Origin of the sequence: Erythrobacter sp. LQ02-29 (genome assembly GCF_022576075.2) — a bacterium.
Lineage (GTDB): Bacteria > Pseudomonadota > Alphaproteobacteria > Sphingomonadales > Sphingomonadaceae > Alteriqipengyuania.
Genome location: NZ_JANCNT010000001.1, coordinates 2,188,013 through 2,214,886 on the forward strand (window position 1 = coordinate 2,188,013; position 26,874 = coordinate 2,214,886).

Genomic DNA, 26,874 nt, shown 5'->3' on the forward strand with positions numbered 1-26,874 from the left:
CAGTGCCGCGCATGAAGAAGCCCCTGCTCGCATCCGCCGCTATCGCTCTACTCGCGACACCTCTCGCCGCACAGGACGATCCGGCGAGCGCCGTGTCCGCCGAACGCCTGAAGCAGACGGTGGAGAAGCTGGTGTCGTTCGGCACGCGGCATACGCTTTCCAGCCAGACCGATCCGAAGCGCGGCATCGGCGCGGCGGTCGATTGGGGCGCGGACGAATTTCGATCGATCTCGAACAAGTGCGGCGGCTGTCTCGAGGTCGTGCTGCCCGAAACGCAGGTGCAGGGCGGGCGCATTCCCGATCCGGTGCGGTTGCGCGATGTAGTCGCGATCCAGCGCGGGACCGAGCGCCCGAACGAGGTCGTGATCGTGCAGGGCCATATCGACAGCCGCGTCAGCGATGTGATGAACGCGACCGCCGACGCGCCCGGCGCGAACGACGACGGCAGCGGCACCGCCCTAGCGATAGAGGCAGCGCGGGTCCTGTCCAAACACCGATATCCGACCACGATCGTCTACGCGCTGCTCTCGGGCGAGGAGCAGGGGCTCTACGGGGGCCAGTTGCTGGCGGATTACGCGCAGCAGCAGGGCTGGACGGTCAAGGCTGTGCTGAACAACGACATCGTGGGCAACAGCTGCGGTTCCGATGGCTATTGCGACGCCGAGCACGTCCGCGTCTTTTCCGAAGGGACGCGCGCCGATGTGACCGACCGGGCGCTGTCCGCGCAGGCGCGCGACGGCGGTGAGAACGACAGCCCGAGCCGCAATCTGTCGCGCTTCGTCGATGACATCGCGGAGAAGAGCGAGGGCGAACTGGCGGTTCGTCAGATATGGCGGACGGACCGGATGGGGCGGGGTGGCGACCAGCTTCCGTTTCTGGATAAAGGTTATCCCGCAATCCGCTTCTCCGTTGCGGTCGAGAACTACGACCAGCAGCATCAGGACCTGAGGACCGAAGACGGAGTCGAATACGGCGACACCATCGACAAGATGGACTTCCCCTACCTCGCCAAGGTCACACAGCTGAACGTGCGTACGCTGGCGGAGCTGGCCCAGGCTCCGATGCCACCCGCCCCGGTCGCGAAAGCAGCGGTGAGCACCGATACCGAAATCAGCTGGAAGCCGGTTGTCGGCGCGCATTCCTATCGCCTCTATCGGCGACGGACGGATCAACCCTACTGGCCGAGTGAGCCGTTCGATACCATCGACGTGCCCGATGCGGTGAGGCAGGCCAACGAAGGGGTTGTCGTATCCGTTCGCGAACCACGCGGACAACGCAATGGAGCAGCTGTCTCTCGTACCGAGATTTCGACCACGCTGGCGCATATCCGGGGCGACGACTGGTTCTTCGGCGTCTCATCCTGCTCCGCCGACGGCGCGTGCAGCCCCGTCGCCAGCGCGGTTCCCGGCGGTGCTTTCGCGCCGATCGCGCAAGGGGAGGGTGACAGCGAGTAGGGCGATCCCCATATTGGTGGGCGAATGACACAACAGAAAAACGCAAAGCACTCGCACGGCAAGCCCCAGGGCCTGCCGACGCGCGAGCAGATACTCGAATTCATCCAGACCTCCGACACCCCGGCGGGTAAGCGCGAGATCGCGAAGGCCTTCGGTCTGAAGGGGCAGGAAAAGATCGCGCTCAAGAAGCGGCTCAAGGATATGGCCGAAGAAGGCCTGATCGACGGCAAGAAGACCGCCTATCACCGCATGGGCGGCGTGCCGAAGGTTACCGTGCTCACGGTCGTCGAAATCGACGATGGCGATATCTTCGCCGAGCCCGAGAACTGGAACCTGGACGACGGCGCGAAGCCGCCGCGCCTGCTGGTGGTCGAAGACAAGGGCGGTCGCGGCAAGGGCCAGAAGAAGACCGGGGGCATGCCCGCCCTCAAGCGGGGCGACCGCATCCTTGCGCGCAATGAGGAAACCGATCGCGGCTGGCGCGCCCACCCGATGAAGAAGCTGCCCGCCCGTACCGAAGGAATGATGGGTGTGGTCGAGATCGACGGCAGCGGAAAAGCATGGCTCGCACCGATCGACAAGAAGGTGCGCAATGCCTCCCCGATCCGCGATATCGGCGGGGCGGAGGAAGGTCAGCTGGTCCTGGCCGAACCCGCCGGGCGCGGAGCGCGCGCGGGGGTGAACGTCACCGAGGTGGTGGGCGATCCGCTCGAGCCGAAAAGCTTCAGCCTGATCGCGATCGCCAAGCACGGCATCCGCCACGTCTTTTCCGAGGAGGTGCTGGAAGAGGCCGAGCGCGCAGCCAAACTGGCGCTGCACGCCGACAAGCGCGAGGACCTGCGCAACGTGCCGATCGTCGCGATCGACCCCGCCGACGCGCGCGACCACGACGATGCCATCTGGGCGGAGCCCGACGGCAATGGTGGCTTCAACGCCATCGTCGCCATCGCCGATGTCAGCTATTACGTGCGGCCCGGCGGCCAGATCGACCGTGAGGCGAGGAAGCGCGGCAACTCGGTCTATTTCCCCGACCGCGTGGTACCGATGCTGCCCGAAGTGCTGAGCGCCGACGTGTGTTCGTTGAAGGCGGATCAGGACCGTGCGGCGATGGCGTGCCACCTGCATATCTCGCCGGACGGCAAGATCACCAAGTGGCGCTTCACCCGCGCGATCGTGCGGCTGGCGCACAATATCGCCTACGAGGACGCGCAGGCCGCGATCGACGACGGCTCGGCGTCGGACGAGCTCAAGAGCCTGTGGGCGGCGTGGAAGGCGCTGTTCGCGGCCCGTGAGGCGCGCGATCCGCTCGATCTGGACTTGCCGGAGCGCCGGGTGGTGCTCGACGACAAGGGCAAGATCGCCGAGATCGCGGTGCGCGAGCGGCTCGATGCCCACCGACTCGTCGAAGATTTCATGATCGCGGCCAATGTCGCCGCGGCCAAGGCGCTGGAGGCGAAGACCGCTCCCGTGGTCTATCGCATCCACGAACCGCCGAGCCGCGAGAAACTGATCGCCCTGCGCGATTATCTCGCCACGCAGGACAAGAAGCTGGCGCTGGGCCAGGTCATCACGCCGACGCTGTTCAACCGCTTCCTGAAGGACGTGACGGACGAAGCTGAGAAGGCGCTGCTCATGGAGGCGGTGCTCCGCAGTCAGACGCAGGCGTATTACGGGCCGCAGAACGCGGGCCACTTCGGCCTGTCGCTCGGCAGCTATGCGCATTTCACCTCGCCGATCCGCCGCTATGCCGACCTGCTGGTCCACCGCGCGCTGGTCGATGCCTACGGGCTGGAGCAACCGGCGCCTCCGGGCTCGCTGCCCGATACCAGCGGGCTGTCGGAGCGCGATCGCACGAAGCTGAACGAGATCACCGACGCAATCAGCCAAGCGGAGCGCCGCGCGATGGAGGCGGAGCGCGATACCATCGACCGCTACGTTGCCGCCTATCTCGCCGAGAAGGTCGGCCAGGAATTCGACACGCGCATCACGGGCGTGCAGGGTTTCGGGTTCTTCGCCACCATCCTGGGATTCGGTGGGGACGGGCTGGTGCCGGTCTCCACGTTGGGTCGCGAATATTTCCATTACGACGAGGCCGCGCAGGCGCTGATCGGCTCGGACAGCGGCACGCGCTACGAGGTGGGGCAGCGGCTGCGGCTGAAGCTCGCCGAATCGAACCCGCTGACCGGCGCGCTCAAATTCGACGTGCCCGACAGCGATGGCGGCAAGATCGAACCGCGCGGCGATCGCCCACCTCCTCGCAAGAAGGGTGGTCCACCCAAAGGCAAAGGGACGGGCAGGAGGGATGGCAGGGGCCCGCCAAAGCACGCGCAGGGCAAGCGCGGTCGCCCCGGCAATATCCGGCACCAGGGGCGCAAGAAGAAGTAGGGCGGAACGGGACCCGTCCGGGACCGGTTGGTGAATAAAAGGAGACACCGACCATGCTCATCCCCGGCGAGAAGACCCCCGACATCCAGCTGCCGCTTACGATCGAGGCGCAGTTCGAACTCTCGAAACAGTCGCCCGACGCCTTCACGATGCTCGTGTTCTACCGCGGCAGTCACTGCCCGATATGCAAGAACTATCTGGAGGAACTCGGCGGCGAGCTCGACCGGTTCACCAGACGCGGCCTGAACGTTTTCGCCCTCTCCATGGATAGCAAGGAACGGGCGATGAAGGTCGACGGCGAATGGGACACCGGCGATCTGCCGCTCGTCTACGATCTGAGTGAGGAGGATGCCCGGAAGTGGGGGCTCTATATCTCCGAGAAGCGCGAAGGCAGCGAAGAGCCGGACCGGTTTTCCGAACCCGGCCTGTTCCTGATCCGGCCCGATGGCAAACTCTACATGGCGCAGGTGCAAAGTGCGCCCTTCACGCGGCCCGACCTCGACGATCTGCTGGAAAACCTCGATTTCATCGCCGAGGAGGACTATCCCCCGCGCGGAACCGCCACATGACATCCGATAGCGCCACTACTCTGAGATGCGGTCGATTTCCTCGAAGCTGAGTCGGCCGGGCAGGAACACCACCGGACACGACAGCGCGCCGACGATCTGCGAGAAGTGTGAGACCAGCGGCCCCGGCGCGCCTTCGGCCGCGGCGCTCAGCACCAGCATTGTGACCTCGGGATGCGCCTCTAGGTAATTGCGCACCACCGTGTTGCCGTCGCCCACTTCCACGCTGATTGCGGGCATGCGGCCGCTTTCGGAAAAGAGATTGCCCGCCGCGCTGGTGGCGATCGCCTCCGCCCGGTCGCGCGCCTCCTTCTCGATCGTGGCCTGCACGCCGCCGAACGCGTTGAAGCTCTGTGGCTCGACCAGCGCGAGAATCTGCACCGTACCGCCGGTCGCCTCCGCGCGCCTGCTGGCATAGCGCAGTGCCTTTCGCGCCTCTTCGGTCTCGTCGATGATGACAAGGAATGTCCGCAAGTCCGTCTCCCGGGCACGGATATCGGCTGAAAACGTATGCGTGGCAAGGACCTTGCCGCGCTTCGCCTATTTCGCCTAAGCCGTTCGGCAAATCCGCGCCGCCGTAGCGCCAGAGGAGACCCGATGCCCACACCGATCAAGATGCCCGCCCTGTCCCCCACCATGGAGGAGGGCACGCTCGCCAAGTGGCTCGTCGGCGTGGGCGACAAGGTCGAGGCCGGCGACATCATGGCCGAGATCGAGACCGACAAGGCGACCATGGAGTTCGAGGCGGTCGACGAAGGCACTATCGCCAGCATTGAAGTGGACGAGGGGACCGAGGGCGTGGCCGTCGGCACCGTGATTGCGATGCTCGCAGGCGAGGGCGAAGACGTCGAGGAAGCGGCGAACGCCGCGCCGTCCGGCGAGAGCGAGGATAGCGACGACGAGGGGAAGGGCGACCGGCAGGCGCCCTCCGACCGCACCACCGCCAAGGACGCAAAGGATGCGAAGCCCGCCTCGGCAAAGACGCAGGAACTGCCGCAATCGGCCCCCGCGCCGAAGGTGGACGGCGACCGCATCATCGCCTCCCCGCTCGCGAAGCGGATCGCGGAGCAGGAGGGCATCGACCTCGCCGATGTGACCGGCTCCGGCCCGAATGGCCGGATCGTGAAAGCGGACCTCGAAGGCGCCAAGAAAGGGGAAGCGAAGCCAGCGAAAGCGGCGACGAAACCCGACGGCACCGGCGAGATGGAGCAGCCGCGCACCCCGGCGAAGACGCCGGCCGAAAGCGAGTACGGCGCGCCTTACGAGGAAGAGAAGCTTTCCAACGTGCGCAAGGTCATCGCCCGCCGCCTGACCGAGAGCAAGCAGCAGGTCCCGCACTACTACCTGTCGATCGACATCCGGCTCGACCCGCTGCTGGACCTCAGGAAGCAGCTCAATGCCGGGCTGGAAGCGGACGGGGTCAAGCTGTCGGTCAACGACCTGCTGATCAAGGCGCTCGCCCGTGCGCTGATGCGCGTTCCCGATTGCAATGTCAGCTATCAGGGCGACACGCTCCACCGCTACAGCCGCGCCGATGTCTCGGTCGCGGTCGCAGCGCCCAGCGGTCTGATCACGCCGATCATCACCGAGGCGGACAGCAAGGGGCTGGCGAAGATCAGCACCCAGATGAAGGAGCTGGCAGGCAAGGCGCGCGACGGGAAGCTGCAGCCGCACGAATACCAGGGCGGCACCGCCAGCCTCTCCAATCTCGGCATGTTCGGGATCAAGCAGTTCGACGCGGTGATCAATCCGCCGCAGGCGATGATCATGGCCGTCGGCGCGGGCGAGCAGCGCCCCTACGTGGCCGACGGCGCGCTGGCGGTAGCCACCGTGATGACCGCATCGGGCAGCTTCGACCACCGCGCCATCGACGGCGCCACCGGCGCGCAGCTGATGGAGGCGTTCAAGAGCCTCGTGGAGAACCCGATGGGGCTGGTGGTTTGACATTTGGACGTGAGTTGAAAGCTTTCGCAACTGCCACGTTGATGGCTGCGATCGTTTTTGACTCGATAGTATTTGCATACCTTCTTGCGACAGGAGACATGCAATTTAGTTCCGATAACATTTTCTTGTTTATCTATATCTATATTGCAAGTCTTATTCCGGTGGCGATTTCCGGATTTCTAATTGGCTTGCCGATCGCTATGATTTTGCGATGGATAGGTGTGATTTCAATCGTCCCGCTATTGATCCTGGCGACGATATCGGGTGGTTTAGTGAGCTTCATGACGATAGGGTTCTTTGGAAATTCGCAGTGGTTAATTCCTGGAATGTTTGCCGGTTTGTCCGCTGGAATTGTTTGGTGGGTCATCGCCGAGAACGCTGCGACCCGCGATGCCTGACCGTAACCCCCTCATCCGCGTCACCGCGATGCCGACCGACATGAACCCCTATGGCGGGGTGTTCGGCGGGTGGTTGATGAGCCAGATGGCGCTCGGCGCGGGCAGTCTTGCCAGCCGGATCGGCGAGGGCCGGGCAAATGTCGTCGCGGCCACCGATTTCGGCTTTCCCGCCGCGATGATGCAGGGCGACGAGCTGTCGATCTATTGCGAGGTCGAGCGCGAGGGCAACACCTCCATCACGATCGCCGCCGAGGGGATCGCGCGCGAGCGCCATGGCGAGGCGACCAAGCTGGTGTGCAAGGGCACCTTCGTGTTCGTCCTCACCCACGACGACGGCACCCCGCGCCCGGTGCGCGCGGCAGGCGCGGCAGCGCTGGATGGGGCGAACGATTGAGTACGCGCGCCACTCCTAGATCCGCTCGTCCTGAGCCTGTCGAAGGACCGCTCTTTCTTCGAGCGTGGCGCGGGAAGGCCAGTACGACCGTTGATGCTTCGCATCAGCTTCGCTTCCGCCACGCTCAGGGTGAGCGGTGTCGGCGAGGCTGTCCTACATCCGACGTCTCGTGCGATGTCGCGCCGATGGACATTCGCGCGGTCAGCCTCCCATCTCACCTGAATAAACCTCCGCAAACCGGCACATTTTTCCGCACCAGGACACTGTTCCAGGTGTTCCATCCTGTAGGACTTCAAGAAGGCAATCTCTCCCATGGCTGACCAATACGACGTCATCGTTCTCGGCTCCGGACCCGGCGGATATGTCGCCGCGATCCGCTGTGCGCAGCTCGGGCTGAAGACCGCGATCGTGGAGCGCGAGCTGCTTGGCGGGATATGCCTCAACTGGGGCTGCATCCCGACCAAGGCGCTGCTGCGTTCGGCAGAGATCAAGCACTACATGGATCACGCGAAGGATTACGGCCTGAAGGTCGCAGGCGAGATCGAGGCCGATCTGGAAGCGGTGGTGAAGCGCAGCCGCGGCGTCGCCAAGCAGCTTAACCAGGGTGTCACGCACCTGATGAAGAAGAACAAGATCGCGGTCCACATGGGCGAGGGCACGCTGACCGGCCCGACCTCTCTCACCGTCAAGGGCGAGAAGGGCGAGGAGAAGCTGACCGCCAAGCACATCATCGTCGCCACCGGCGCGCGGGCGCGCGACCTGCCCTTCGCCAAAGCGGACGGCAAGCGCGTTTGGACCTATCGCCACGCGATGACGCCGCCCGAAATGCCCAAGAAGCTGCTGGTAATCGGCAGCGGTGCGATCGGAATCGAGTTCGCGAGCTTCTACAACGACATGGGCGCGGATGTGACCGTGGTCGAGATGCTCGACCGGATCGTGCCGGTGGAGGACAAGGACGTCTCGACCTTCCTCGAAAAGAGCCTGACTAAGCAGGGCATGACGATTATGACCGGCGCGGGCGTGGAGGAGATCAAGGTTTCGGGCAGCGGCGTGAAGGCGCAGATCAAGGCGAAGGACGGCAAGGTTTCGGAAACCGAGTTCTCCCACTGCATCGTCGCCATCGGCATCGTGCCGAACACCGAGAACATCGGGGCCGAGAAGCTGGTCGAGATGGAGCGCGGCTTTATCCAGATCGACGATTACGGGCGCACCAAGTCCAAGGGGCTGTGGGCGATCGGCGACTGCACGCCCGGCCCGTGGCTGGCGCACAAGGCGAGCCACGAGGGCGTCACCACGGCAGAGGCGATCGCGAAGGAGCTGGGTAACAAGGACGTTCATCCGCACCCGCTCGACCGGGCGAATATCCCGGGCTGCACCTATTGCCATCCGCAGATCGCCAGCGTCGGCCTCACTGAGGAAAAGGCGAAGGAAGCGGGTTACGAGGTCAAAGCGGGCACTTTCCCCTTCATCGGCAACGGCAAGGCGATCGCGCTAGGCGAGGCGGAAGGCTTCACCAAAACGGTGTTCGATGCGAAGACCGGCGAGCTGCTGGGCGCGCATATGGTCGGTGCGGAAGTGACCGAGATGGTCCAGGGCTTCGTGGTCGGCAAGACGCTCGAGACCACGGAAGCCGAGCTGATGGGTACGATCTTCCCGCACCCGACCATCTCGGAATCGATGCATGAAAGCGTCCTCGCCGCATACGGGCGCGCGCTGCATATCTGACGCGCTACGCGCTTCGTCGCTTTTACTGGCACTCCCTCGCGTCCCGCCCGTTGGGTTCGCGAGAGGAGTTCCAACCGATGGAGTATGAAATCACCGACGATCCGCAAGGCCAGGACGGCGAGCCCGACACCCCCGATTACAACGACAAGAGCGAAGTGATCGACAAGCATCGCGCGCTCAAGAACCAGAGCAGCACGACGCCCGAGCATCACCCGAAGGGGCAACGCGAGGACCAGTCGCTGGTGCAGAAGGACAAGAAACGGAAATAGGGATTGCTGGCGGACAGGGTGGGATTCGAACCCACGAAGGGCTTGCACCCTTGCCGGTTTTCAAGACCGGTGCATTCAACCGCTCTGCCACCTGTCCGCGCTGGCGAGGTCGCTAGGCAAAAGTTTCGCGAATGTCACCCCGGCACGTGGCGTTCGCATTGGGCCATTGGCTGTTAAGGGATGATGTGAGAGGAGGGACCATGTCATTGTCGCGTCTGATCTTTTCCGCCCTTGTCTTCGCCCTGTCGGTCCCGGTGCCCGCACATGCGCAGGACATGCCGTTCGACGCCTATCTCCAGCTGCTGATCGCGAGGGCGCGGGGCGAAGGGGTGAGCGAGGCGACCATCCGCCGCATGACCGACGGGTTGACCCCGAACCCACGCGTCATCGAGCTTGACCAGGACCAGCCCGGGAGCTCGCGCGGTTCGGGCTTTCCGGCGCTTGCGCCTTATATCGCGCGGCATGTCGACAATGCACGCATCTCGCGCGGGCGCGAGGTGTCGAGCCAGACGCGCGGCCTCCAGCAGCAGGTGGAGGGGCGCTATGGCGTACCGGGCGAGATACTCCTCGCGATCTGGGGACACGAGACCAATTACGGCGGCTACAAGGGCGATTTTGATCTTGCGCGCTCGCTGGCGACGCTCGCCTGGGAGGGGCGTCGCCGAGACCTTTTCGCGACCGAATTCGTCGATGTGCTGAAGATCGCGGACAAGGGCTATCCGCGCTCCGAGCTGGTCGGCAGCTGGGCCGGAGCTTTCGGCAATCCGCAATTCCTGCCGAGCGTCTATCTGCGCCTTGCGACCGACGGCGATGGCGATGGGCGCGCGGATATTTTCAACAACCGTTCCGACACGCTGGCGTCGATCGCGCGCTATTTCGTCGATGCGGGATGGCGCACCGGGCAACCATGGGGCGTGCGCGCCTATGTGCCGGACGGTTTCGACGTCTCGCGCTATGCGACGAAGCTCGACGCGCCGGTCTGCGACCGGGTGCACGGGCGGCATAGCCAGTGGAAGACGGTTCGCGAGTGGCGCGATCTCGGCGTGCAACCGCAGCGCGCGCTGGGCGACGACGTCCTCGCCTCGCTGTTCCAGCCCGACGGGGCGGGTGCGCCCGCCTGGCTCTTGACCTCAAATTACCGGGTTATCCTCGAATATAACTGCTCAAATTACTACGCGATGAGTGTGGGATTGCTTGCAGATGAGATTGCCCGATAACGTCCTGCGCGCGGTGTGAGGTGGTTTGCTAACCGCGCTCATGGCCGCTTGCACGAGCGGCGGGTGACGGGGCAAGACACGCTATCACCGACCGGATCGACGGCTACGTGGAAGCAAGCGAGGGCATCCATCGCGTTCGCACCGGCCCCAACGCAACCCGTGGAAAGGCCGAAGCGGCGCTCGCCAAGGTACGGGCGGCAGGCTATAGCGACGCCCGCGTGTTTACAGCAGGTTGAACCGCCGGCCCCGCCGGCGGGCGGGAGCTAGGGTGAGTTCGAAACTGAAGAGAGCAATCGTCTCGGTCGTAACGGCTTTTTGCCTGACCGTACCTGCGGTCGCCAAGGACGACGTGCCATCGCTTCCCGATGCAAATGATGCCCCGATAGCGCTGCTGGTCGATGCGGGCAGCGGGCAGGTTCTGTTCTCGAGAAATCCCGATCTGCGCTTCATGCCCGCCTCCATCACCAAGGTAATGACGGTCTACACGGCCTTCCGGTTGGTCAGGGAGGGGAAGCTGTCGCTGGTGCAGCATTTTCCCTATACAGATACCGCGTTCGCCGAATGGGATCGCAAGGGCTCCAGCCTGTTCCTCCCGCGCGGAGCGAATCCGAGCGTCGATCTGCTGCTGAGGGGCATCACGACCGTTTCGGCCAATGACGGCGCTGTCGTTCTGGCGGAAGGGGCGGGGGGCTCCGTCGCGGGGTGGACCCGGATGATGAATGCGAATGCGCGTCGACTGGGCATGCGCGATAGCCATTTCAACACGCCCAATGGCTGGCCGGACCAAGGCGGGACCTTCGTGACGGCGCACGATCTGGTGATCCTCGGCCGCGCGATGGTGAACGATTATCCGACGCTGTTTCGCCGCTATGTTGGCAAGCCGGGTATGCGGGCCTTCGGCATCGCGCAGGACAATCACGATCCGATCCTGGGCAAGGTCGAGGGCGCGGACGGGATCAAGACCGGCTTCACCAACCAGGCGGGCTATGGCTTCCTGGGCACGGCGGAGCGCGACGGACGCCGCCTGATGCTGGTCGTGGCGACCAGCGACACCTGGCGTCAGCGCAATGCCGCTGCCCGCGATCTGATGGAGTGGGGTTTCGCCCGCTTCGCTAATCAGAACCTGTTCCCGGCGGGCAAGCCGATCGCGATGGCGCGGGTCCAGAACGGTTCGGCCAGCGAGCTGCCGCTGATTGCCCCGCGACCGGTGCGACTCTCCGTGCCCCAGGGCAACACGGGACCGGTGAAGGTCGAACTGCTTTACGACGGGCCGCTGGAGGCCCCGATCGCGAAAGGCGAGGAGGTCGCCCGGCTCAAGCTGACGGCACCGGGCCTCGAACCGTCCACCGTCCCGCTGGTCGCGGGCGAGGCGGTGGAACGGGCCGGTCCGCTGCGTCGCATCGTCAACGGCTTTTCCGCTTTCCTGCGATGACACCGGGACGGTTCATTGCTTTCGAAGGGGGGGAGGGGGCCGGCAAATCTACGCAGGCGCGGCTACTGGCCGACCGCTTACGAGATGCGGCGATCGACGTCGTCATGACCCGTGAGCCCGGCGGCACACCGGGTGCGGAGGCTATTCGCACGTTGCTGCTCGATCCACCGGGCGAAGGGTGGGGCGCGCGCGCCGAGGCGCTGCTGTTCGCCGCCGCACGGGCAGACCATGTCGAACGGCTGATCCGCCCCTCGCTGGCCGCGGGAAAATGGGTAGTATGCGACCGCTTCGTCGATTCGAGCCGTGCCTATCAGGGCGGGGCGGGGGGCTTGGGAGACACGGCGATCGTCGGTCTCCACGGCTTCGGAAGCGAGGGGCTGCGGCCCGATCTCACCCTACTCCTGCAAGTTTCCGCGGCCAGCGCCTCGACGCGCCTGGCGCAGCGGGACGGCGGGCGTTCGGATGCCATCGGCGGGCGCGATGCCGCCTACCATGCTGCCGTCGCCTCGTCCTTCGCCGAGATTGCGGAAATCGAGCCGACCACGACCGTGCAGATCGACGCCGACGCAGACGCCGCGACCGTGGCCGACCGTATATGGACCGTCGTCGCGCCTCTGGCAGAGGGCAGCCGGTGATGCAGCCAGGCCACGAAGCCGCCTGGCGCGAATGGAACGCAGCCCGTTCGGGCGCGCGGATGCATCATGCTTGGATACTCGCGGGCAAGCAGGGCCTCGGGAAGCGGGCCTTTGCAAACGCGGCCGCGCGCTCGCTGGTGGGCGCGGAAGAGGGCGCGCAGCATCCCGACATCCTCACCCTGACCCACCCGCCGAAGGACGACAAGGAAGACCGCAAGCGCGCGGACGGCAAGCCTTACGAGCGCGCGCGCAGCATCCGCATCGCCCAGATCCGCGAGATGCAGCGCCGGCTCGCGACCCGGCCGACCCTGGGCGAGCGCCGCGCGATCGTGATCGATCCCGCCGACGATCTGGAGCGCAACGCGGCGAACGCCCTGCTCAAGAGCCTGGAGGAACCGCCGCAGGGCACGTTTTTCCTGCTGGTGTCGCATCGCCCGGCGCGCCTGCTCCCCACCATCAGGTCGCGCTGCCGCATCCTGCGCTTCGCCCCGGTCGGCGAAGACGCGATCCTCGCTTTCCTGGCCGAAGCCGCGCCAGAATCCGACGACGCGTCGCGGCGGGCGGCGGCGGCCGGTGCGGGCGGCTCCCCCGGCGCGGCGCTCACTTTCATCGAGCAGCAGCTGGCCCCGGTGGAGGAACTGATGCGCCGTCTGGTTCGCGAGGGCGACCGGGATTTCGCGCTGCGCGGCAGGCTGGTAGACGCGATCGGCAACCGGCCCGACCGCACCCGGCTGCAGGCGATATTCGACCTGTCGCGCAACGTCTTGCGGGACGAGGCCGTCGGCGCGCAGGGTCCGACGCTCGCCGCCGTGGCGGATGCGCACGCCGCCATGGTCGCCCTGGCGGCCCAAGCCCCGACCTACAATTTCGACCCCGGCTTCCTTTCGACCGAAATCGGCGGGTTGCTCGCATCGGCCGCCGGGCATAGGAGCACGGCCGATGTCTGATCCTTACTATATCACCACCGCCATCAGCTATCCCAACGGACCGCCGCATATCGGCCATGCCTACGAGGCTATCGCGGCCGATGTCATCGCTCGTTTCCAGCGGTTTCGCGGGCGCGAGGTGCGTTTCCAGACCGGCACCGACGAACACGGGTTAAAGATGGCGCGCAAGGCGGAGGAGCAAGGCAAGAAGCCGCGCGAGCTGGCGGACGAGATGTCCGGCCGGTTCCGCCGCATGTGCGATGCGCTCGACATCTCCTACGATCGCTTCATCCGCACGGTCGATGCCGATCACCACCGCGCCAGCCAGGCGATCTGGCGCGCGATGGAGGCCAAGGGCGACCTCTACCTGGATCGCTACGAGGGCTGGTATTCGGTCCGCGACGAGGCGTTCTACGACGAGAAGGAATTGGTCGACGGGGAAGGGGGGGAGCGTCTTTCCCCGCAAGGCACTCCAGTCGAATGGACCGTCGAGGAAAGCTGGTTCTTCCGCCTGTCGAGCTATCAGGAGAAGCTGCTGGCCCTGTTGCGCACCCCCGGGTTCCTCGAACCGGAAAGCCGGCGGAACGAGATGATCGCGTTCGCCGAAGGCGGCCTGCGCGATCTTTCGATCAGCCGGACCAGCTTCGACTGGGGCGTGAAGGTGCCGGGGAGCGACGACCACGTCATGTATGTTTGGGTCGATGCGCTGACGAATTACATTACAGGGCTCGGCTACCCGGACGATACCGAAATGTGGCGCAAGTTCTGGCCCGCCGACCTGCATTTGATCGGAAAGGACATCGTTCGCTTTCACACGATCTACTGGCCGGCTTTCCTGATGAGCGCCGATCTGCCGACCCCGAAGAAGGTGTTCGGCCACGGCTTCCTGCTCAATCGCGGGCAGAAAGAATCGAAATCGCTCGGCAATGTCACCGATCCGCTGACCCTTGCCGACAGCTTCGGCGTCGATACGCTGCGCTACTTCCTGCTGCGCGAGGTCGCGTTCGGCCAGGACGGCAGCTATTCGCCGGAGGCGATCGTGACGCGCGCCAATGCAGAACTGGCGAACAGCTTCGGAAATCTCGTACAGCGCACATTATCCATGATTCACAAGAACATGGATGGTGTTCTTGAGGATTTCTCTCCGGATGGTGTCGATCGCAGTCTGCTGACCGTGGTGCAGGATGCCTGTCGTGAGGCTTTGCCGGAGGCTTTCGAGAGGCTGGCGTTCTCGACCGGGCTCGAAGAGTGGATGCGCGCGGTCTTCGCCTGCAACCAGTATGTCGACGAGCAGGCTCCATGGGCGCTGCGCAAGACCGATCCCGATCGGATGAAGGCCGTGTTGCAGACGCTGCTGATCGCGATCCGTGATCTCGCGCTGGCGGTGCAGCCGGTCATCCCGAACAAGGCGAAGGCCGTGCTCGATGCCGTGGGCTGCGAACCGGAGCGGCGCGGCTTCGCCGATCTCTCAAACGAGGGGTGGTTCGGCGCTCTGGTCGCCAGCGGTCATCGCATCGCCAAGCCGGAGCCGATCTTCCCGCGCCTCGAACTGCCGCAAACGGACGCCGCCTGATGCTGATCGATAGCCACTGCCACCTCGAATACGAAGGTCTGGTCGAGGATCAGGCGGCGGTGCTCGATCGCGCGCGTGCGGCCGGGGTCCACGGCTTTCTGAACATCTCCACACGCCAGTCGGAATGGGACCGCGTGGTCGGTACGGCGCAGCGCGAGCCGGATGTATGGGCCAGCGTCGGGATTCATCCGCACGAGGCGGACGCGCACGAGGATCTCGGTCGCGAGGCGCTGCTGGTGGCGACGCAGCAGGATCGCGTCATCGGCATCGGCGAAACCGGGCTCGACTATTATTACGACAAGTCCGACCGCCAGGTGCAGCAGGCGCTGTTCCGGATGCACATCGGCGTGGCGCGCGAGACCGGCCTGCCGATCATCATTCACACGCGGGACGCGGAGGACGATACGGCCGCGATCCTGGCCGATGAAATGGAGCAGGGCGCGTTCCCTGCGCTGATCCATTGCTTCACCGCATCGGCGGAGTTCGGACAAAAGGTTCTCGATCTGGGACTGACGATCTCGCTGTCCGGCATCGTCACATTCAAGAATGCCAAGGATTTGCAGGAAGTGGCCAAGGGCGTGCCCGCCGATCGGCTGCTGGTCGAAACCGATAGCCCGTTCCTCGCGCCCGTACCCAATCGAGGCAAGACTTGCGAACCGGCCTTCGTGCGGGACACCGCGACATTTGTCGCCGAGCTTCGGGGCGTCCCGCTGGACGGCCTGGCCGAAACAACCACCGCCAATTTCCACCGTCTGTTCACTCGGGCGAAGGCGTGAAGGTCACGCTGCTCGGTTCGGGCACCTCGACCGGGGTTCCCCGCAGCAATGGCGACTGGGGTGCCTGCGACCCGGACGAGCCCCGGAATCATCGGATGCGCGTCTCGATCATGGTCGAGAGCGACGAGGGCAAGCGGATCCTGGTGGACACCTCGCCCGATCTGCGGCGCCAACTGCTCGACAACGACATCGCTTCCGTCGACGGCGTGTTCTGGACCCACGACCATGCCGACCACTGCCACGGGATCGATGATTTACGGTCGCTCCGTTACGGACGTTCAGGGCCGATTCCGGGCTACGGAACCGAAGAAACGGTCAGGCGGCTGCGCGCGCGCTTCAGCTACGTTTTTGCCGGCGAATATGGTTATCCGACCATTGTCGATCTCGACACGCTCGATCGACTGAGGATTTTCGCGGGCTTCGGTATAGGTTGGTGTCGTATGCCGCACGGACCCGCGAAGAGCACCGGTTTCCGGTTCGAAAACGATGGAAAGACAATCGGTTACGCAACGGATTTCAGCGAAATTACAGCCGATATGATTGAAGTGTTCGGCGGGGTCGACGTGCTGGTTTGCGACTGTTTGCGGCGCGATCCGCATCCAACGCATGCTCATCTCGCGTTGGCGCTGGATTTGGCCAAGCGATGCCGGGTTGGAAAACTCGTCCTGACGCATTTGGACAAATCGATGGATTACAGAGCGTTGCAGGCTGAAGTTCCCAAGGGTGTTATCGTCGGCCACGATGGACTGGTGGTGGAAGCATAATGGGCAACGACGTGCTCCAGATTGTGGTGCTACTTGGCTGGCTTATCCTGGCGGCGGGCGCGTTTGCATCCTTTCGGCTCGACTGGCGCTCCGGTTTGCGCTTGGCGCTCGTCTGGGCCGCGATTTTCACAGGGCTCGCGATTGTCATCTCGATGATTGTTTGAGGAGCAAATCAGGCGCCGGCCCACGCTGGATATATATCATTTAACATAATATATATTATCAATCTCGTTTTGAGGTGGTGAGAGAGTTCCCCGACATGCTGGAGTCCGGCTCGCTCACCGGTTAGGCAGCGCACATGACCAAGCCGATCGAACGACTGCTCGAAATCATGGCCAGGCTCCGCGATCCGGAGACCGGATGCGACTGGGATCGCGCGCAGACTTTCGCGACGATCGCACCGTACACGATCGAGGAAGCGTACGAAGTGGCCGACGCCATCGAACGCAGCGCGATGGACGACTTGCACGAGGAACTCGGCGACCTGCTTTTCCAGGTCGTTTTCCACGCCCGCATGGCCGAGGAAGCCGGCGCGTTCTCTTTCGACGACGTCGCGCAGGCCATCGGCGACAAGATGGTGTCACGCCACCCGCATATTTTCGGCGCTGAATCCGACCAGGCCATGACGGAAGACCGTTGGGAAGCGTTGAAAGCGACAGAACGCGACAGCAAAGGCGCGACCAGCTCGATGGACGGGGTCGCCGGTGCGTTGCCCGCGCTGCTCAGGGCGGAAAAGCTGCAAAAGCGCGCGGCTCGCGACGGGTTCGACTGGCCGGATGTCGACGGCCCTCGCGCCAAAGTTCGCGAGGAGATGGACGAACTCTCCGAAGCAGCGACAGCCGAGGATCGGGTGGAGGAAGCCGGCGATTTGCTGTTTGCCGCGGTCAACCTTGTCCGAGCCTACGGTGTCCCGGCGGAAGAGGCATTGCGCGCCGCCAATAGGAAGTTCGAGCGGCGCTATCGCGCGATGGAAAACCTGGCCGGCGGTTCGTTCGCCGAGCTCGATCTGGACCAGCAGGAAGCGCTCTGGAACCGCGTCAAGAAAACCGCCCAGCGCACCTCGTGATAGCACGCAGGCGGCCCCGCCGCATGTTCACGCGGCGTCGGTAGCGGAGAGGGACCGAAACCGCCCGTATTCCCTGGGTGTCAGGCGGACGCTCAATCGCGCTACCAATCCGCCTTCCTCGTCGGACTGGGACAGGACATGGCCGTGTTGGTGGAGCCACGCCAGGCGCTTGCCATCGGTCGCCGGCAAAGCCAGCTCGTAGCACCGCGCATCGGCTGTCAGTATCGCGTCGATGCGCGTGCGCAGGTCGTCTATGCCCTCTCCTCTGGCTGCGGAAATGGGCACTACGTTCGGATCGTTCGCGGCCGCCTGGCCGAACTCCTCGCGCGTTTCCGGATCGAGGAGGTCCCTCTTGTTCCACGCTTCGACGACCGGCGTCGGTTCGTGCCCGTCCTCACCCTCCCCCACCCCGACCCCAAGGTCGGCGAGCACATCGAGCACCTGCTGCTTCTGCGCCGCGTTTGCCGGATTGGCCATGTCGCGCACATGGACGATGACATCGGCAGCAACGACCTCTTCCAGCGTAGCGCGAAATGCCGCGACGAGTTGTGTCGGCAGGTCCGAAATGAAGCCCACCGTGTCGGACAGGATGACCTTCTCCATCCCCGGCAGCTCGATCGCGCGCATGGTCGGATCGAGCGTTGCGAACAGGAGATCTTCCGCCATAACGTCCGATCCCGTCAGCCGGTTGAAAAGCGTCGATTTACCGGCATTGGTGTAACCCACGATCGCGACCAGAGGCCACGGCGCCCGCTCTCGCCGATCGCGATGCAGGGAACGGGTCTTGCGAACCTGTTCGATATCCCGCCGCAATCGGGCCATGCGCTGGCGGATCATTCGCCGGTCGGCCTCGATCTGCGTTTCGCCCGGCCCGCCCAGGAAGCCGAAGCCACCCCTCTGCCGCTCGAGGTGGGTCCAGCTGCGCACGAGGCGACTGCTCTGGTAATCGAGGTGCGCCAGCTCGACCTGCAAGCGGCCCTCCGCCGTCGCGGCCCGTTCGCCGAAGATTTCCAGGATCAGGCCGGTCCGGTCTATCACCTTGCGCTTGAGTGCGTCTTCCAGATTGCGCTGCTGAATCGCGCTCAACGCGCCATCGATAATCACGAGTTCGATTTCGTGCTGCTCGCACTCGGTGCCGATCCGTTCGACCTGACCGGCGCCAAACAGTGTGTTCGGCCGGACGTCGCGTACCGGAAGAACGTAGCTATGGGCGATCTCGATGCCGATGGCGAGCGCGAGCCCGCACGCCTCTTCCAGCCGCTCCTGCGCGCCCAGTTCGTAATCGGCTCCGCGAATATCGGGGCACACGACTAACGCTCGCGCGCCCGAGGTCACCTCTCCCAGCAGGTCGTCGTCCAGGTTCAGCGGCTCAGCCCTCTTCATCGGGGCTGCCGTCGTCGGCGTCCCCTTCCCATTCAGTCAAGTCCACCGGGCTGGCCGGCTGAATGGTCGACACCGCATGCTTGTATGCCAGCTGGACGTAGCCGTCGCGCTCCAAAAGCGTGCAGAACAGGTCATAGGCAGCGATCCGGCCCTGGAGCATGACGCCATTCACCAAGAACATGGTCACTTGCACCTCGGCCTCGCGCACCCGGCTCAGGAACACGTCCTGCAACAGGCGCTGCTTCGCGCTGCCGTCCTTACTCCCGAACTGTTCGGCTTCCATCGGTTGGCCCGGCATGATGGTGCTGATCGCGTGTTTGTAGACCAGCTGAGATTGGCCATCCCGACGCAGGAGCAGCGAGAAATTGTCGAACCAGGTGACGATGCCCTGCAGCTTCACGCCCTTGACCAGAAAGACGGTGACCGGCGTCTTTTGACGACGCAGCAGATTGAGGAATGCATCCTGCAGGTTGCCCGGCGCTGGCGCGGGTTTGGGCGGCTCCTTCTTCGGCGCTCGCGGCTTGACGGTCAGGGTCTTTCCTTCGGCCACTTGTTCGGCTCCTGTTATGGGCGACCCGTTAGCCGGGCCGCGATCTGGAAGGGTACCGATCAGGTACCTACCGGGAAAATAAGGCGCTGGTGCTAAAGAGAACGCCCTTCGTCAAATGTGGATGATGGACGCGGGTTCCGCAAGCCGGCACATCATTCTTCCTTGCGATCGGACATGCCGAGTATTTTCAACTTTCGGTGCAGGGCCGATCGTTCCATCCCGATGAAGGTAGCGGTCTTCGAGATGTTGCCGGAGAAGCGGCGGATCTGGATCGTCAGATACTCGCGTTCGAAGGTTTCCCGCGCCTCACGCAAGGGAACGCCCATCAGCGAAGCGAGCCCGGGAGCGCCCCCGATCTTTCCGCTCGTTACCTCGCTGGGGAGCATGTCGGGCTCGATCTTCTCCAGCCGTTCGCGCGGCGACAGGATGATCGTGCGCTCGACCACATTGCGGAGCTGTCGCACATTGCCCGGCCAGTCGTATGCCTGAAGCGCGGCCATCGCCTCTTCGCTGATGGAGGGAGGCGCGATGCCCTGCTCGGCCGCGTACCGGGTGAAGAAATGGTCGGCCAGCGCGGGTATATCGTCCCGGCGTTCGGTCAGCGATGGAACGGTGACCGGCACGACGTTGAGGCGGTAGAACAGATCCTCGCGAAACCGCTTCTCGTCGATCTCCGCCTGGAGATCGCGCGAGGTCGACGAGACGACCCGCATGTCGACGCCGATCTGCCGGGTTCCGCCGACCCTGACGAAGCTCTGTTCCGTCAGAACGCGGAGGATCCGCGCTTGGGTCGACAGCGGCATGTCCGCAACTTCGTCAAGGAACAGGGTTCCACCGTCCGCCAGTTCGAGCAATCCGGCACGAACCAGTTTTCCGTCGGCTTCCTCTCCGAACAATTCCTGCTCGAACCGTTCCGGCGTGATGCGGGCGGAGTTCACTACGACAAAGGCACTTTCGGCCCGCGGGCTCCAATTGTGCAGAAGGCGCGCCGCCACTTCTTTACCTGCTCCCGCCGGGCCGGTGATCAGCACCCGGCTGCCGGTGCCTGCCACGCGCTTCAGGGTAGCGCGAAGCTGGTTCACCACCGCCGAATTGCCGGTAAATTCCTCCCCGCCGGGAGTGTCCTGCCGCAGTCGTTCGTTTTCACGGCGAAGCCGATCTGTCTCGGTCGCACGCGCGACGAGGAGCAGCAGGCGCTCCGCCTCGAACGGCTTTTCGATGAAATCCATCGCCCCGCGCGAAACCGCGGATACCGCAGTATCGATATTGCCGTGCCCTGAGAAGACGATCACCGGCAGGTTGGGCTCGCGCAGCTTGATCGCGTCGAGCACTTCGAGACCGTCGAGCTTGCTGCCGTGCAACCACACATCCAGCAGAACGAGGCTGGGGCGCTTCTCGTCGACCATGTCGAGCGCGGTTTGCCCGTCGGCGGCGGTCCGGCACTCGTACCCCTCGTCACTGAGTACACCCGAAACGAGATCGCGAATATCGCGTTCGTCATCCACGACAAGTATTTCGAGCGCCATCAGAGCGTCCTCATTTCAGTTCTCATGTTGATCATTCGGCGGCTTCCGTTGCCAGGGCGTTCGGGTCCCGCGCGAAGCTGAGCACCACCCGGGTTCCGCCCCCTTCGACCCGGCGGAAAGCCATGTCGCCCCCATGTTCCTCGACGATCTTGTTCACGATCGCGAGGCCCAACCCGGTGCCCTTCTCGCGCATCGTCACATACGGCTCGACGATCCGTTCCGGTTCGTTGGGCAGGCCGACGCCATTGTCCTCGACAGTGATCGATAGCAGCGTCTCTCCCGCATCGACCGTCACGCCGACCCTGCCCCGATAGTCGGGCTCTGCCCCCCTCGCCCGCGCCTCGACCGCCTCGACCGCGTTCTTGAGCACGTTCGTCATCGCCTGGCCGAACTGGTGGCGATCGCACTCGATCCGCAAATCGTCATCGATCGCCAGCGCGAGGGCGAAATCGACTGCCGGGTGCGCGACCTCCTGCAGGAACAGCGACTGCCGAACCAGGTCGGCCGGATCCTCGCGCCGGAAGACCGGCTTGGGCAGACGCGCGAAAGAGGAAAACTCGTCCACCATGTTACGCAACGTGCCGACTTGCCGAACGATCGTACTGGTAAGCTCATCGAACAGATCGCCGTCATTGGCGATCTGCTTGCGATAGCGGCGCTTCAGCCGTTCGGTCGCGAGCTGGATCGGGGTCAGCGGATTCTTGATCTCGTGCGCGATCCGGCGGGCGACGTCGGACCAGGCGGCCTGACGCTGGTCGAGCAGCTGGCGCGTGATGTCCTCGAAAGTGACAACATGCCCGGTACTGGAACTGGTCACCCGAACGGCCAGCGTCATGATTTTCTTGTCGCGTTCGTGGGAGACGACCCCACCCTTCGCCCCGCTTTCGACCATCGCGGCGATGGCGGGGCTGATATCCTCCAGCGGCTTGCCCGCAGCCTCGATCTCTTCCTTGCCCAGCAACACCGCGCGGGCGGAGGGGTTCATCAACAATATCTCGCCGCTGCCATCGGTGGAGATGATCCCCGACGTGATCGATTCGAGCACCGCTTCGATGAATCCTCGTCGTTCGTCGAGTTGCCGGTTGGCCGACACCAGAGCGTCGGTCTGCTTCTCCAGTTGCGCGGTCATCCGGTTGAACGCACGGTTGAGCAGACCGACTTCGTCGCCGCCGCGGCGTTCCTCGACGCGCATGGCGAAGTTGCCCGCCCCCACCTTGCGGGCCGCGGCGACCAGATCGGTCAATGGCTCCACCTGCCGGTCGGCGAAGCGAAGCGCGAACCACACCGCGAGGCCCACCAGCAGAAGGCTGACGAAGAACAGCGCCAGGTTGAACTGCAATTGCAGGGCGCGCGCCCGCGCGGTCAGCGCGTCGTAGGATGCGACGACCGAGCTCGCTTGCTTCCACTGACTGAAGGACAACGCCTCAGTATTGCGCGCGTTGTAGAGGTATATTCCGGCTTCGCGATCAATGGGCGTGATCGCCTCGATCCGCGTTGGATCGGCGAAAACGGCCTCCGTCTCTCCGCGCTCGAACAGCGGCAAAGCGCGCTCGCCCGCCTTGGCCGGTTCGTTCCCCTCGGTAAGCCCGATCGCGAGCGCGGTCGTCATTCGGCCGTCGGGGAAAGCCTGCAGAATCGCAGATTCGTTGATATCGCGACCCTGCATCTGGTCGCTGTAACGGCTGAGGAATTCGCGGTCCCCGAGGTCCGGCGACTCCTGCCGCTGCAACAGAAACAGGATGTCGCCCGCCATCGAATAGGTTTCGTTCTTCACCTCGAGCTGGTTCTGCTCGAAATAGCCGCGCGCCAGGCGATTGGCCTGTTCCATGACCCCGCGCGACTCTCCCGACATCCAGAAATCGACGCCCGACTGGAACAGGAATGCGGCGAAAGCGGAAACCAGCAAGGTGGGGACCGCAGCGATGATGGAGAACAGGAACACCAGGCGGGTGTGCAACCGCGCCGTACTGCCGGCAGCGCGCCGACGGGCAAGGCGCCGTCCGCCCAGCACCAGCAGCACCATCGTGGGCAGGAGGGTGCCAACCAGCAGGGCCGCCACCTGGCTCGCCATCAGGATATGGTCCGAATCCGACCGACCGCTGAACGCGAGCCAGGTCGTGCCGACCATGATCACGAACGCCACCGACGCCCCGATCTCGAGCACGGTAAAAATGTCCGCCCGACGCATCGACATGAGCTTGCGCTTGGCGAAGGATGCGCTTGCTGAATTGCGTGGGGGGGTGACGCTTACCATCGTTGCGCATTAACAACGCGCATGTTGCCTAAATGCAAGCAGCATTTGCGGCGTAGCCGGGCGTCAGGCGCTCGCGGAGAACGCCTCGGCGGAAATTCCCAGATCGCTCAACCGTTTGCGCAACGTGTTGCGATTGATCCCGAGCATCTCGGCAGCGCGGAGCTGATTGCCCCCCGTCTTTCGCAGCGCATATTCGAACAGGGGCCGTTCGAAGGTCGCGAGCGCGGCGCGATACAGCGTTCCGTCGGCTGGCGCGGCGTGAGCGATCCAATCGTCGATCGCGCGCGAGATGGGCAATCCGTCCGCCCTTTCGTCGACGGGCTGTTCTGCTCCCAGAACCTCGTCGATCACCGAAACGTCGATCGTCTCGTCGCGCGCCATGAGCGCGAGACGATAGACCACGTTGCGCAGCTCGCGCACATTGCCACGCCACCGGCGCTGGGCGAGCCGCTCGATCGCGTCATCGTTCATGCGCCGGTTCGGCAGACCCTCCTCCGCCGCCCGGGCGAGGAAATGGCGGACTAGCAGCGGAACGTCGTCCCGGCGCGCCCGCAGCGGAGGCAGTTCGATCGGCACGACATTCAGGCGATAGTACAGATCCTCGCGAAACGATCCTTCCGCGATCATCGGTGCCAGGTCGCGGTTCGTGGCGGCGACGATGCGCACATCGACCGCGATATCGTGACGACCGCCCACGCGGCGGATACGGCCGGACTGGAGGGCTCGCAGCAGGCGGGTCTGCGCCTCGGCCGGCATGTCGCCGATCTCGTCGAGGAACAGCGTGCCGCCATTGGCCTGCTCGAACTTGCCGATCGCCCTGGAGGCGGCACCGGTGAAGGCGCCTTTCTCGTGCCCGAACAATTCGCTTTCGATCAGGTCGCGCGGAATGGCCGCGGCATTGACGGCGATGAAGGGGCCCGATTTGCGATGACCCAACTGGTGAATTGCTTCCGCGACCAGCTCCTTGCCGGTGCCGCTTTCACCCAGGACAAGGACGGTCAAATCGTTGCGCAGAACGCGCGTGATCATGCGGAAGACGCCCTGCATGGCCTGGCTGCGTCCGACCAGGGGCAAGGCGGTTTCCGCCTCCTGTCCTCGTTCCGTCGGGGCTCCTTGGTCCTTGACCGCCTGCTCCACCGCGCGGACCACGTCGTCGAGGTCGAACGGCTTGGGGAAATACTCGAACACCTCGTTCTCGCTCGCACGGACCGCCGTATCGAGGGTGTTTTGCGCCGAGATCACGATGACCGGCAGTGATGGATGCGCCGCCCGCACCGGGGCGAGCGAACCGATCCCGTCGCCATCGCCTAGCATCACGTCGGTCAGCATCACGCCATACCGATGGCGTTCGAGCAGCGCGTCCCGCCCCGCCAGCTCGGTACAGTGATCGACGGCATAGCCCTCCGCCTCCAGCGCGGAGACGATCACCGTGGCGATCGCGCGGTCGTCTTCCACCAGCAGGACGCGGCTGCTCATGCGGTTTTCTCCGGTCGGGGCGCGGCGGCGAGATGGAGCCGGAAATGCGTCAATCCCTCGCGCTCGTCGCGGCTGTGCGCAATGCGCCCTTCCATGTCGCGGACCAGCTTCCGCACCAGCGCCAGACCCAGCCCCTGCCCACCCTGCTTCGTCGTCACGAACGGTTCGAAGATCGTATCGCGCAAGGCCGGATCGATTCCCTGCCCGTTATCGGTCACCGTGATCTCGATCGGCAGCCGCACCGATCGCCCCGGATGGAGGGCATTCAGGATCAATCCGCTGGAAAACCGGGTGCGAATATCCACTCGTCCTGCCCCGCTCGCTGCGGCGGCATCGCGGGCGTTTCCGATCAGGTTTATGAGCACCTGCTGCAACGCGTCGCGACTGGCGAGCACGGCCGGCAGCGAGGGATCGAACTCCTCGCGGAACTCGACCTCGTCCAGGTCCCCCTGTTCCTCGGCTGACTGCACGACCGCCAGCGCGTTGCGGATGACCTCGTGCAGGTTGACCGGCTCCAGCGGGTCGGAGGTCCGACTGCCCAGCCGCTGCATACGATCCACTAGGCGGGCGATGCGGTCCACCTCGTCCCGTATCAAAGTCAGCAGGCCGACATCGGCCTCCGGCACCTTGCGGACCAGAAGCTGGCTCGCGCCGCGGATTGCCGAGAGCGGGTTCTTTATCTCGTGCGCCAGCACCGAAGGAGCGCTGGGCCGGGCATGCTCGCCCACATCCCCCATGTCGCGCTGTCCGATGTCGGAGAGTGTCATTACCCGCCAGCCCGGATGGCCCCCGACCGGAGACAGGGTGAGATTGACGTGCCGCGCCTCGTCCGCGACCTCGATCGATAGACCCCGGGCGGTCAGGCCCTCTTCCGACAGCTTGAGCCGCCGCAGAACGCGGGGATCGCTGATCTTCACCCAATCGAGCACCGGCTGCCCGCCAAGGCGCCGCATACTCGCGCCGAGCATGTTCTCGGCCGCCGCGTTCGCTTCCGCGATGCGGCTCTCCGGATCGAGCAGCAGCAGCGCGAAAACAAGATGGGCGAGCTGGGCCTGCGGGTCGGGCGGTCCCGCATGCGCCATGGTCATGCCGCGCGACGTCGCAGGAACGGGGCGTAGAAACGCTCCAGCTCGTCCAGCACCTGCGCCGGGTCCTCGATCACGTTGACCCGGTTCCGGAACTCGGCCGATCCGTGCATGCCCTTGGTGTACCAGCCAAGGTGCTTGCGCGCGATCTTCACGCCCACAGCGCGCCCGTAATGGTCGAGCATCCGCTCGTAATGCTCGACCAGGGTCGTGTACTGTTCGTCGAAGCTGGGGGTGTCCAGCGCCTCCCCGGTACGCCACCAGTGCATCACCTGCCCCAGCAGCCAAGGTTTGCCGTAGGCGCCCCGCCCAATCATCAATCCATCGGCACCTGACTGTTCCAGGGCGGCGGCCGCGTCCGCGATCGTGCAGATGTCGCCGTTGACGATCACGGGGATGGAAACCGCATCCTTCACCCGGCGGATGAACGACCAGTCGGCCTGTCCTTTGTACATCTGGTTGCGGGTGCGCCCGTGCACTGTGACCATCTTCACACCCAGATCCTGAGCGATGCGGGCCAGTTCGGGGGCGTTCAGGCTGGCATGGTCCCACCCCATGCGCATCTTGACCGTTACCGGCACGTCGACCGCCTTCACCGTCGCTTCCATCAGTCGCGTAGCCAGGGGAACTTCGCGCATCAGTGCGGATCCGGCGAGCTGGCCCACAACCTTGCGGACCGGGCATCCGAAATTGATGTCGATAATGGCCGCGCCATTGCCCTCCTGCAATTTTGCGGCCTCCGCCATCGAAGCGGGATCGCAGCCAACGAGCTGCATGGAGACCGGCTCCTCGGTACGGTCCCACTCCGCCTTCTGCACGCTCTGACGCGTCTCGCGGATGGCGGCCTCGCTCGCGATCATCTCCGTCACGTTGAGGCCCGAGCCGTAGCGGCGCACGAGAGTGCGAAACGGGAGGTCGGTGACGCCGGTCATCGGCGCTAGCACGACCGGCGTCTCGATCGTAACGGGGCCGACCGAGAGAGGTGACGGCGGACGGGGCGGAGCAGGGATCATAACGATGGGTCTGGTTGGTGCTTAAAATTTGGGCAGCGCCTATCGCATTGCGGCATCCTTCGC

General features: G+C 64.6%; 26 protein-coding genes and 1 tRNA gene. 18 read left to right on the forward strand and 9 right to left on the reverse strand.

The window, feature by feature from the left end; translation table 11 throughout:
• Window positions 1-11: 11 nt before the first annotated feature.
• Genes MKP08_RS10805 through MKP08_RS10815 form a run of 3 tightly spaced genes read left to right on the forward strand, consistent with a single transcriptional unit; the run spans window position 12 to window position 4,408 of the window.
• Entirely contained in the window at window positions 12-1,454 is a 1,443-nt protein-coding gene (locus MKP08_RS10805; protein ID WP_241553831.1) for a M28 family peptidase, read from the forward strand.
• A gap of 24 nt (window positions 1,455-1,478) precedes the next feature.
• A complete protein-coding gene (gene rnr, locus MKP08_RS10810) occupies window positions 1,479-3,839 on the forward strand; it encodes a ribonuclease R (protein WP_241553832.1) in 2,361 nt (786 codons plus the stop codon).
• A gap of 53 nt (window positions 3,840-3,892) precedes the next feature.
• On the forward strand, window positions 3,893-4,408 hold the full coding sequence (locus MKP08_RS10815; protein WP_241553833.1) for a peroxiredoxin-like family protein: 516 nt from the start codon (window positions 3,893-3,895) through the stop codon (window positions 4,406-4,408).
• Window positions 4,409-4,423: 15 nt separating this feature from the next.
• Here MKP08_RS10815 and MKP08_RS10820 read toward each other — a convergent pair whose 3' ends face one another.
• Entirely contained in the window at window positions 4,424-4,879 is a 456-nt protein-coding gene (locus MKP08_RS10820; RefSeq protein WP_241553834.1) for a universal stress protein, read from the reverse strand.
• Between the two features lie 123 nt (window positions 4,880-5,002).
• On the opposite strand from MKP08_RS10820, the gene MKP08_RS10825 reads away from it, so the two are divergent.
• From MKP08_RS10825 to MKP08_RS10845, 5 genes are all read left to right on the forward strand, one after another.
• Complete coding sequence (locus tag MKP08_RS10825) at window positions 5,003-6,349, forward strand: pyruvate dehydrogenase complex dihydrolipoamide acetyltransferase (protein ID WP_241553835.1); 1,347 nt, start codon at window positions 5,003-5,005, stop codon at window positions 6,347-6,349.
• Complete coding sequence (locus MKP08_RS10830) at window positions 6,346-6,747, forward strand: hypothetical protein (RefSeq protein WP_241553836.1); 402 nt, start codon at window positions 6,346-6,348, stop codon at window positions 6,745-6,747. Before MKP08_RS10825 ends, MKP08_RS10830 begins: the two co-directional genes overlap by 4 nt.
• The gene (locus MKP08_RS10835) at window positions 6,740-7,141 is read left to right on the forward strand and encodes an acyl-CoA thioesterase (protein WP_241553837.1); all 402 of its coding nucleotides are present in this window, start codon (window positions 6,740-6,742) and stop codon (window positions 7,139-7,141) included. The genes MKP08_RS10830 and MKP08_RS10835 overlap by 8 nt, the downstream gene beginning before the upstream one ends.
• Window positions 7,142-7,453: 312 nt before the next feature.
• Complete coding sequence (lpdA, locus tag MKP08_RS10840) at window positions 7,454-8,866, forward strand: dihydrolipoyl dehydrogenase (protein WP_241553838.1); 1,413 nt, start codon at window positions 7,454-7,456, stop codon at window positions 8,864-8,866.
• A 77-nt stretch (window positions 8,867-8,943) separates the two neighbouring features.
• Window positions 8,944-9,135 carry a hypothetical protein gene (locus MKP08_RS10845; protein ID WP_241553839.1) on the forward strand — a complete coding sequence of 64 codons (192 nt, stop codon included), beginning with the start codon at window positions 8,944-8,946 and terminating at the stop codon, window positions 9,133-9,135.
• A gap of 7 nt (window positions 9,136-9,142) precedes the next feature.
• On the opposite strand, the gene MKP08_RS10850 is transcribed toward MKP08_RS10845, so the two are convergent.
• A tRNA-Ser gene (locus MKP08_RS10850) sits at window positions 9,143-9,232 on the reverse strand.
• Between the two features lie 103 nt (window positions 9,233-9,335).
• Here MKP08_RS10850 and MKP08_RS10855 point away from each other — a divergent pair.
• From MKP08_RS10855 to mazG, 10 genes are all read left to right on the forward strand, one after another.
• Window positions 9,336-10,352: a lytic transglycosylase domain-containing protein gene (locus MKP08_RS10855; RefSeq protein WP_241553840.1), complete on the forward strand. Its 1,017-nt coding sequence runs from the start codon at window positions 9,336-9,338 to the stop codon at window positions 10,350-10,352.
• Window positions 10,353-10,447: 95 nt separating this feature from the next.
• Window positions 10,448-10,588, forward strand: coding sequence for an SPOR domain-containing protein (locus MKP08_RS10860; RefSeq protein WP_255750556.1), 141 nt, complete (start codon window positions 10,448-10,450; stop codon window positions 10,586-10,588).
• Between the two features lie 32 nt (window positions 10,589-10,620).
• Window positions 10,621-11,784 (forward strand): D-alanyl-D-alanine carboxypeptidase family protein, encoded by a 1,164-nt coding sequence (locus tag MKP08_RS10865; protein WP_241553842.1) that lies wholly within the window; start codon window positions 10,621-10,623, stop codon window positions 11,782-11,784.
• Window positions 11,781-12,419, forward strand: a complete 639-nt coding sequence (tmk, locus tag MKP08_RS10870) for a dTMP kinase (RefSeq protein ID WP_241553843.1) — start codon at window positions 11,781-11,783, stop codon at window positions 12,417-12,419. Before MKP08_RS10865 ends, tmk begins: the two co-directional genes overlap by 4 nt.
• Window positions 12,419-13,366, forward strand: a complete 948-nt coding sequence (locus MKP08_RS10875; protein ID WP_241555590.1) for a DNA polymerase III subunit delta' — start codon at window positions 12,419-12,421, stop codon at window positions 13,364-13,366. The genes tmk and MKP08_RS10875 overlap by 1 nt, the downstream gene beginning before the upstream one ends.
• On the forward strand, window positions 13,359-14,918 hold the full coding sequence (gene metG, locus MKP08_RS10880) for a methionine--tRNA ligase (protein WP_241553844.1): 1,560 nt from the start codon (window positions 13,359-13,361) through the stop codon (window positions 14,916-14,918). Before MKP08_RS10875 ends, metG begins: the two co-directional genes overlap by 8 nt.
• Entirely contained in the window at window positions 14,918-15,694 is a 777-nt protein-coding gene (locus MKP08_RS10885) for a TatD family hydrolase (protein ID WP_241553845.1), read from the forward strand. The genes metG and MKP08_RS10885 overlap by 1 nt, the downstream gene beginning before the upstream one ends.
• Window positions 15,691-16,458, forward strand: coding sequence for an MBL fold metallo-hydrolase (locus MKP08_RS10890; protein WP_241553846.1), 768 nt, complete (start codon window positions 15,691-15,693; stop codon window positions 16,456-16,458). The genes MKP08_RS10885 and MKP08_RS10890 overlap by 4 nt, the downstream gene beginning before the upstream one ends.
• Window positions 16,458-16,622 (forward strand): hypothetical protein, encoded by a 165-nt coding sequence (locus tag MKP08_RS10895; protein ID WP_241553847.1) that lies wholly within the window; start codon window positions 16,458-16,460, stop codon window positions 16,620-16,622. Before MKP08_RS10890 ends, MKP08_RS10895 begins: the two co-directional genes overlap by 1 nt.
• Window positions 16,623-16,756: 134 nt before the next feature.
• A complete protein-coding gene (mazG, locus tag MKP08_RS10900; protein WP_241553848.1) occupies window positions 16,757-17,524 on the forward strand; it encodes a nucleoside triphosphate pyrophosphohydrolase in 768 nt (255 codons plus the stop codon).
• A gap of 27 nt (window positions 17,525-17,551) precedes the next feature.
• On the opposite strand, the gene hflX is transcribed toward mazG, so the two are convergent.
• From hflX to dusB, 7 genes are all read right to left on the reverse strand, one after another.
• Complete coding sequence (gene hflX / locus MKP08_RS10905; RefSeq protein WP_241553849.1) at window positions 17,552-18,907, reverse strand: GTPase HflX; 1,356 nt, start codon at window positions 18,905-18,907, stop codon at window positions 17,552-17,554.
• The gene (gene hfq / locus MKP08_RS10910) at window positions 18,894-19,457 is read right to left on the reverse strand and encodes an RNA chaperone Hfq (RefSeq protein WP_373418086.1); all 564 of its coding nucleotides are present in this window, start codon (window positions 19,455-19,457) and stop codon (window positions 18,894-18,896) included. The genes hflX and hfq overlap by 14 nt, the downstream gene beginning before the upstream one ends.
• A 152-nt stretch (window positions 19,458-19,609) precedes the next feature.
• Entirely contained in the window at window positions 19,610-20,983 is a 1,374-nt protein-coding gene (locus MKP08_RS10915) for a sigma-54 dependent transcriptional regulator (RefSeq protein ID WP_215228181.1), read from the reverse strand.
• A 31-nt stretch (window positions 20,984-21,014) separates the two neighbouring features.
• Window positions 21,015-23,237: an ATP-binding protein gene (locus tag MKP08_RS10920; RefSeq protein ID WP_241553850.1), complete on the reverse strand. Its 2,223-nt coding sequence runs from the start codon at window positions 23,235-23,237 to the stop codon at window positions 21,015-21,017.
• Window positions 23,238-23,300: 63 nt separating this feature from the next.
• On the reverse strand, window positions 23,301-24,713 hold the full coding sequence (locus tag MKP08_RS10925) for a sigma-54 dependent transcriptional regulator (RefSeq protein ID WP_241553851.1): 1,413 nt from the start codon (window positions 24,711-24,713) through the stop codon (window positions 23,301-23,303).
• Entirely contained in the window at window positions 24,710-25,801 is a 1,092-nt protein-coding gene (locus MKP08_RS10930; RefSeq protein WP_306300148.1) for a nitrogen regulation protein NR(II), read from the reverse strand. The genes MKP08_RS10925 and MKP08_RS10930 overlap by 4 nt, the downstream gene beginning before the upstream one ends.
• On the reverse strand, window positions 25,798-26,811 hold the full coding sequence (gene dusB / locus MKP08_RS10935) for a tRNA dihydrouridine synthase DusB (protein ID WP_241553852.1): 1,014 nt from the start codon (window positions 26,809-26,811) through the stop codon (window positions 25,798-25,800). Before dusB ends, MKP08_RS10930 begins: the two co-directional genes overlap by 4 nt.
• Window positions 26,812-26,874 lie beyond the last annotated feature (63 nt).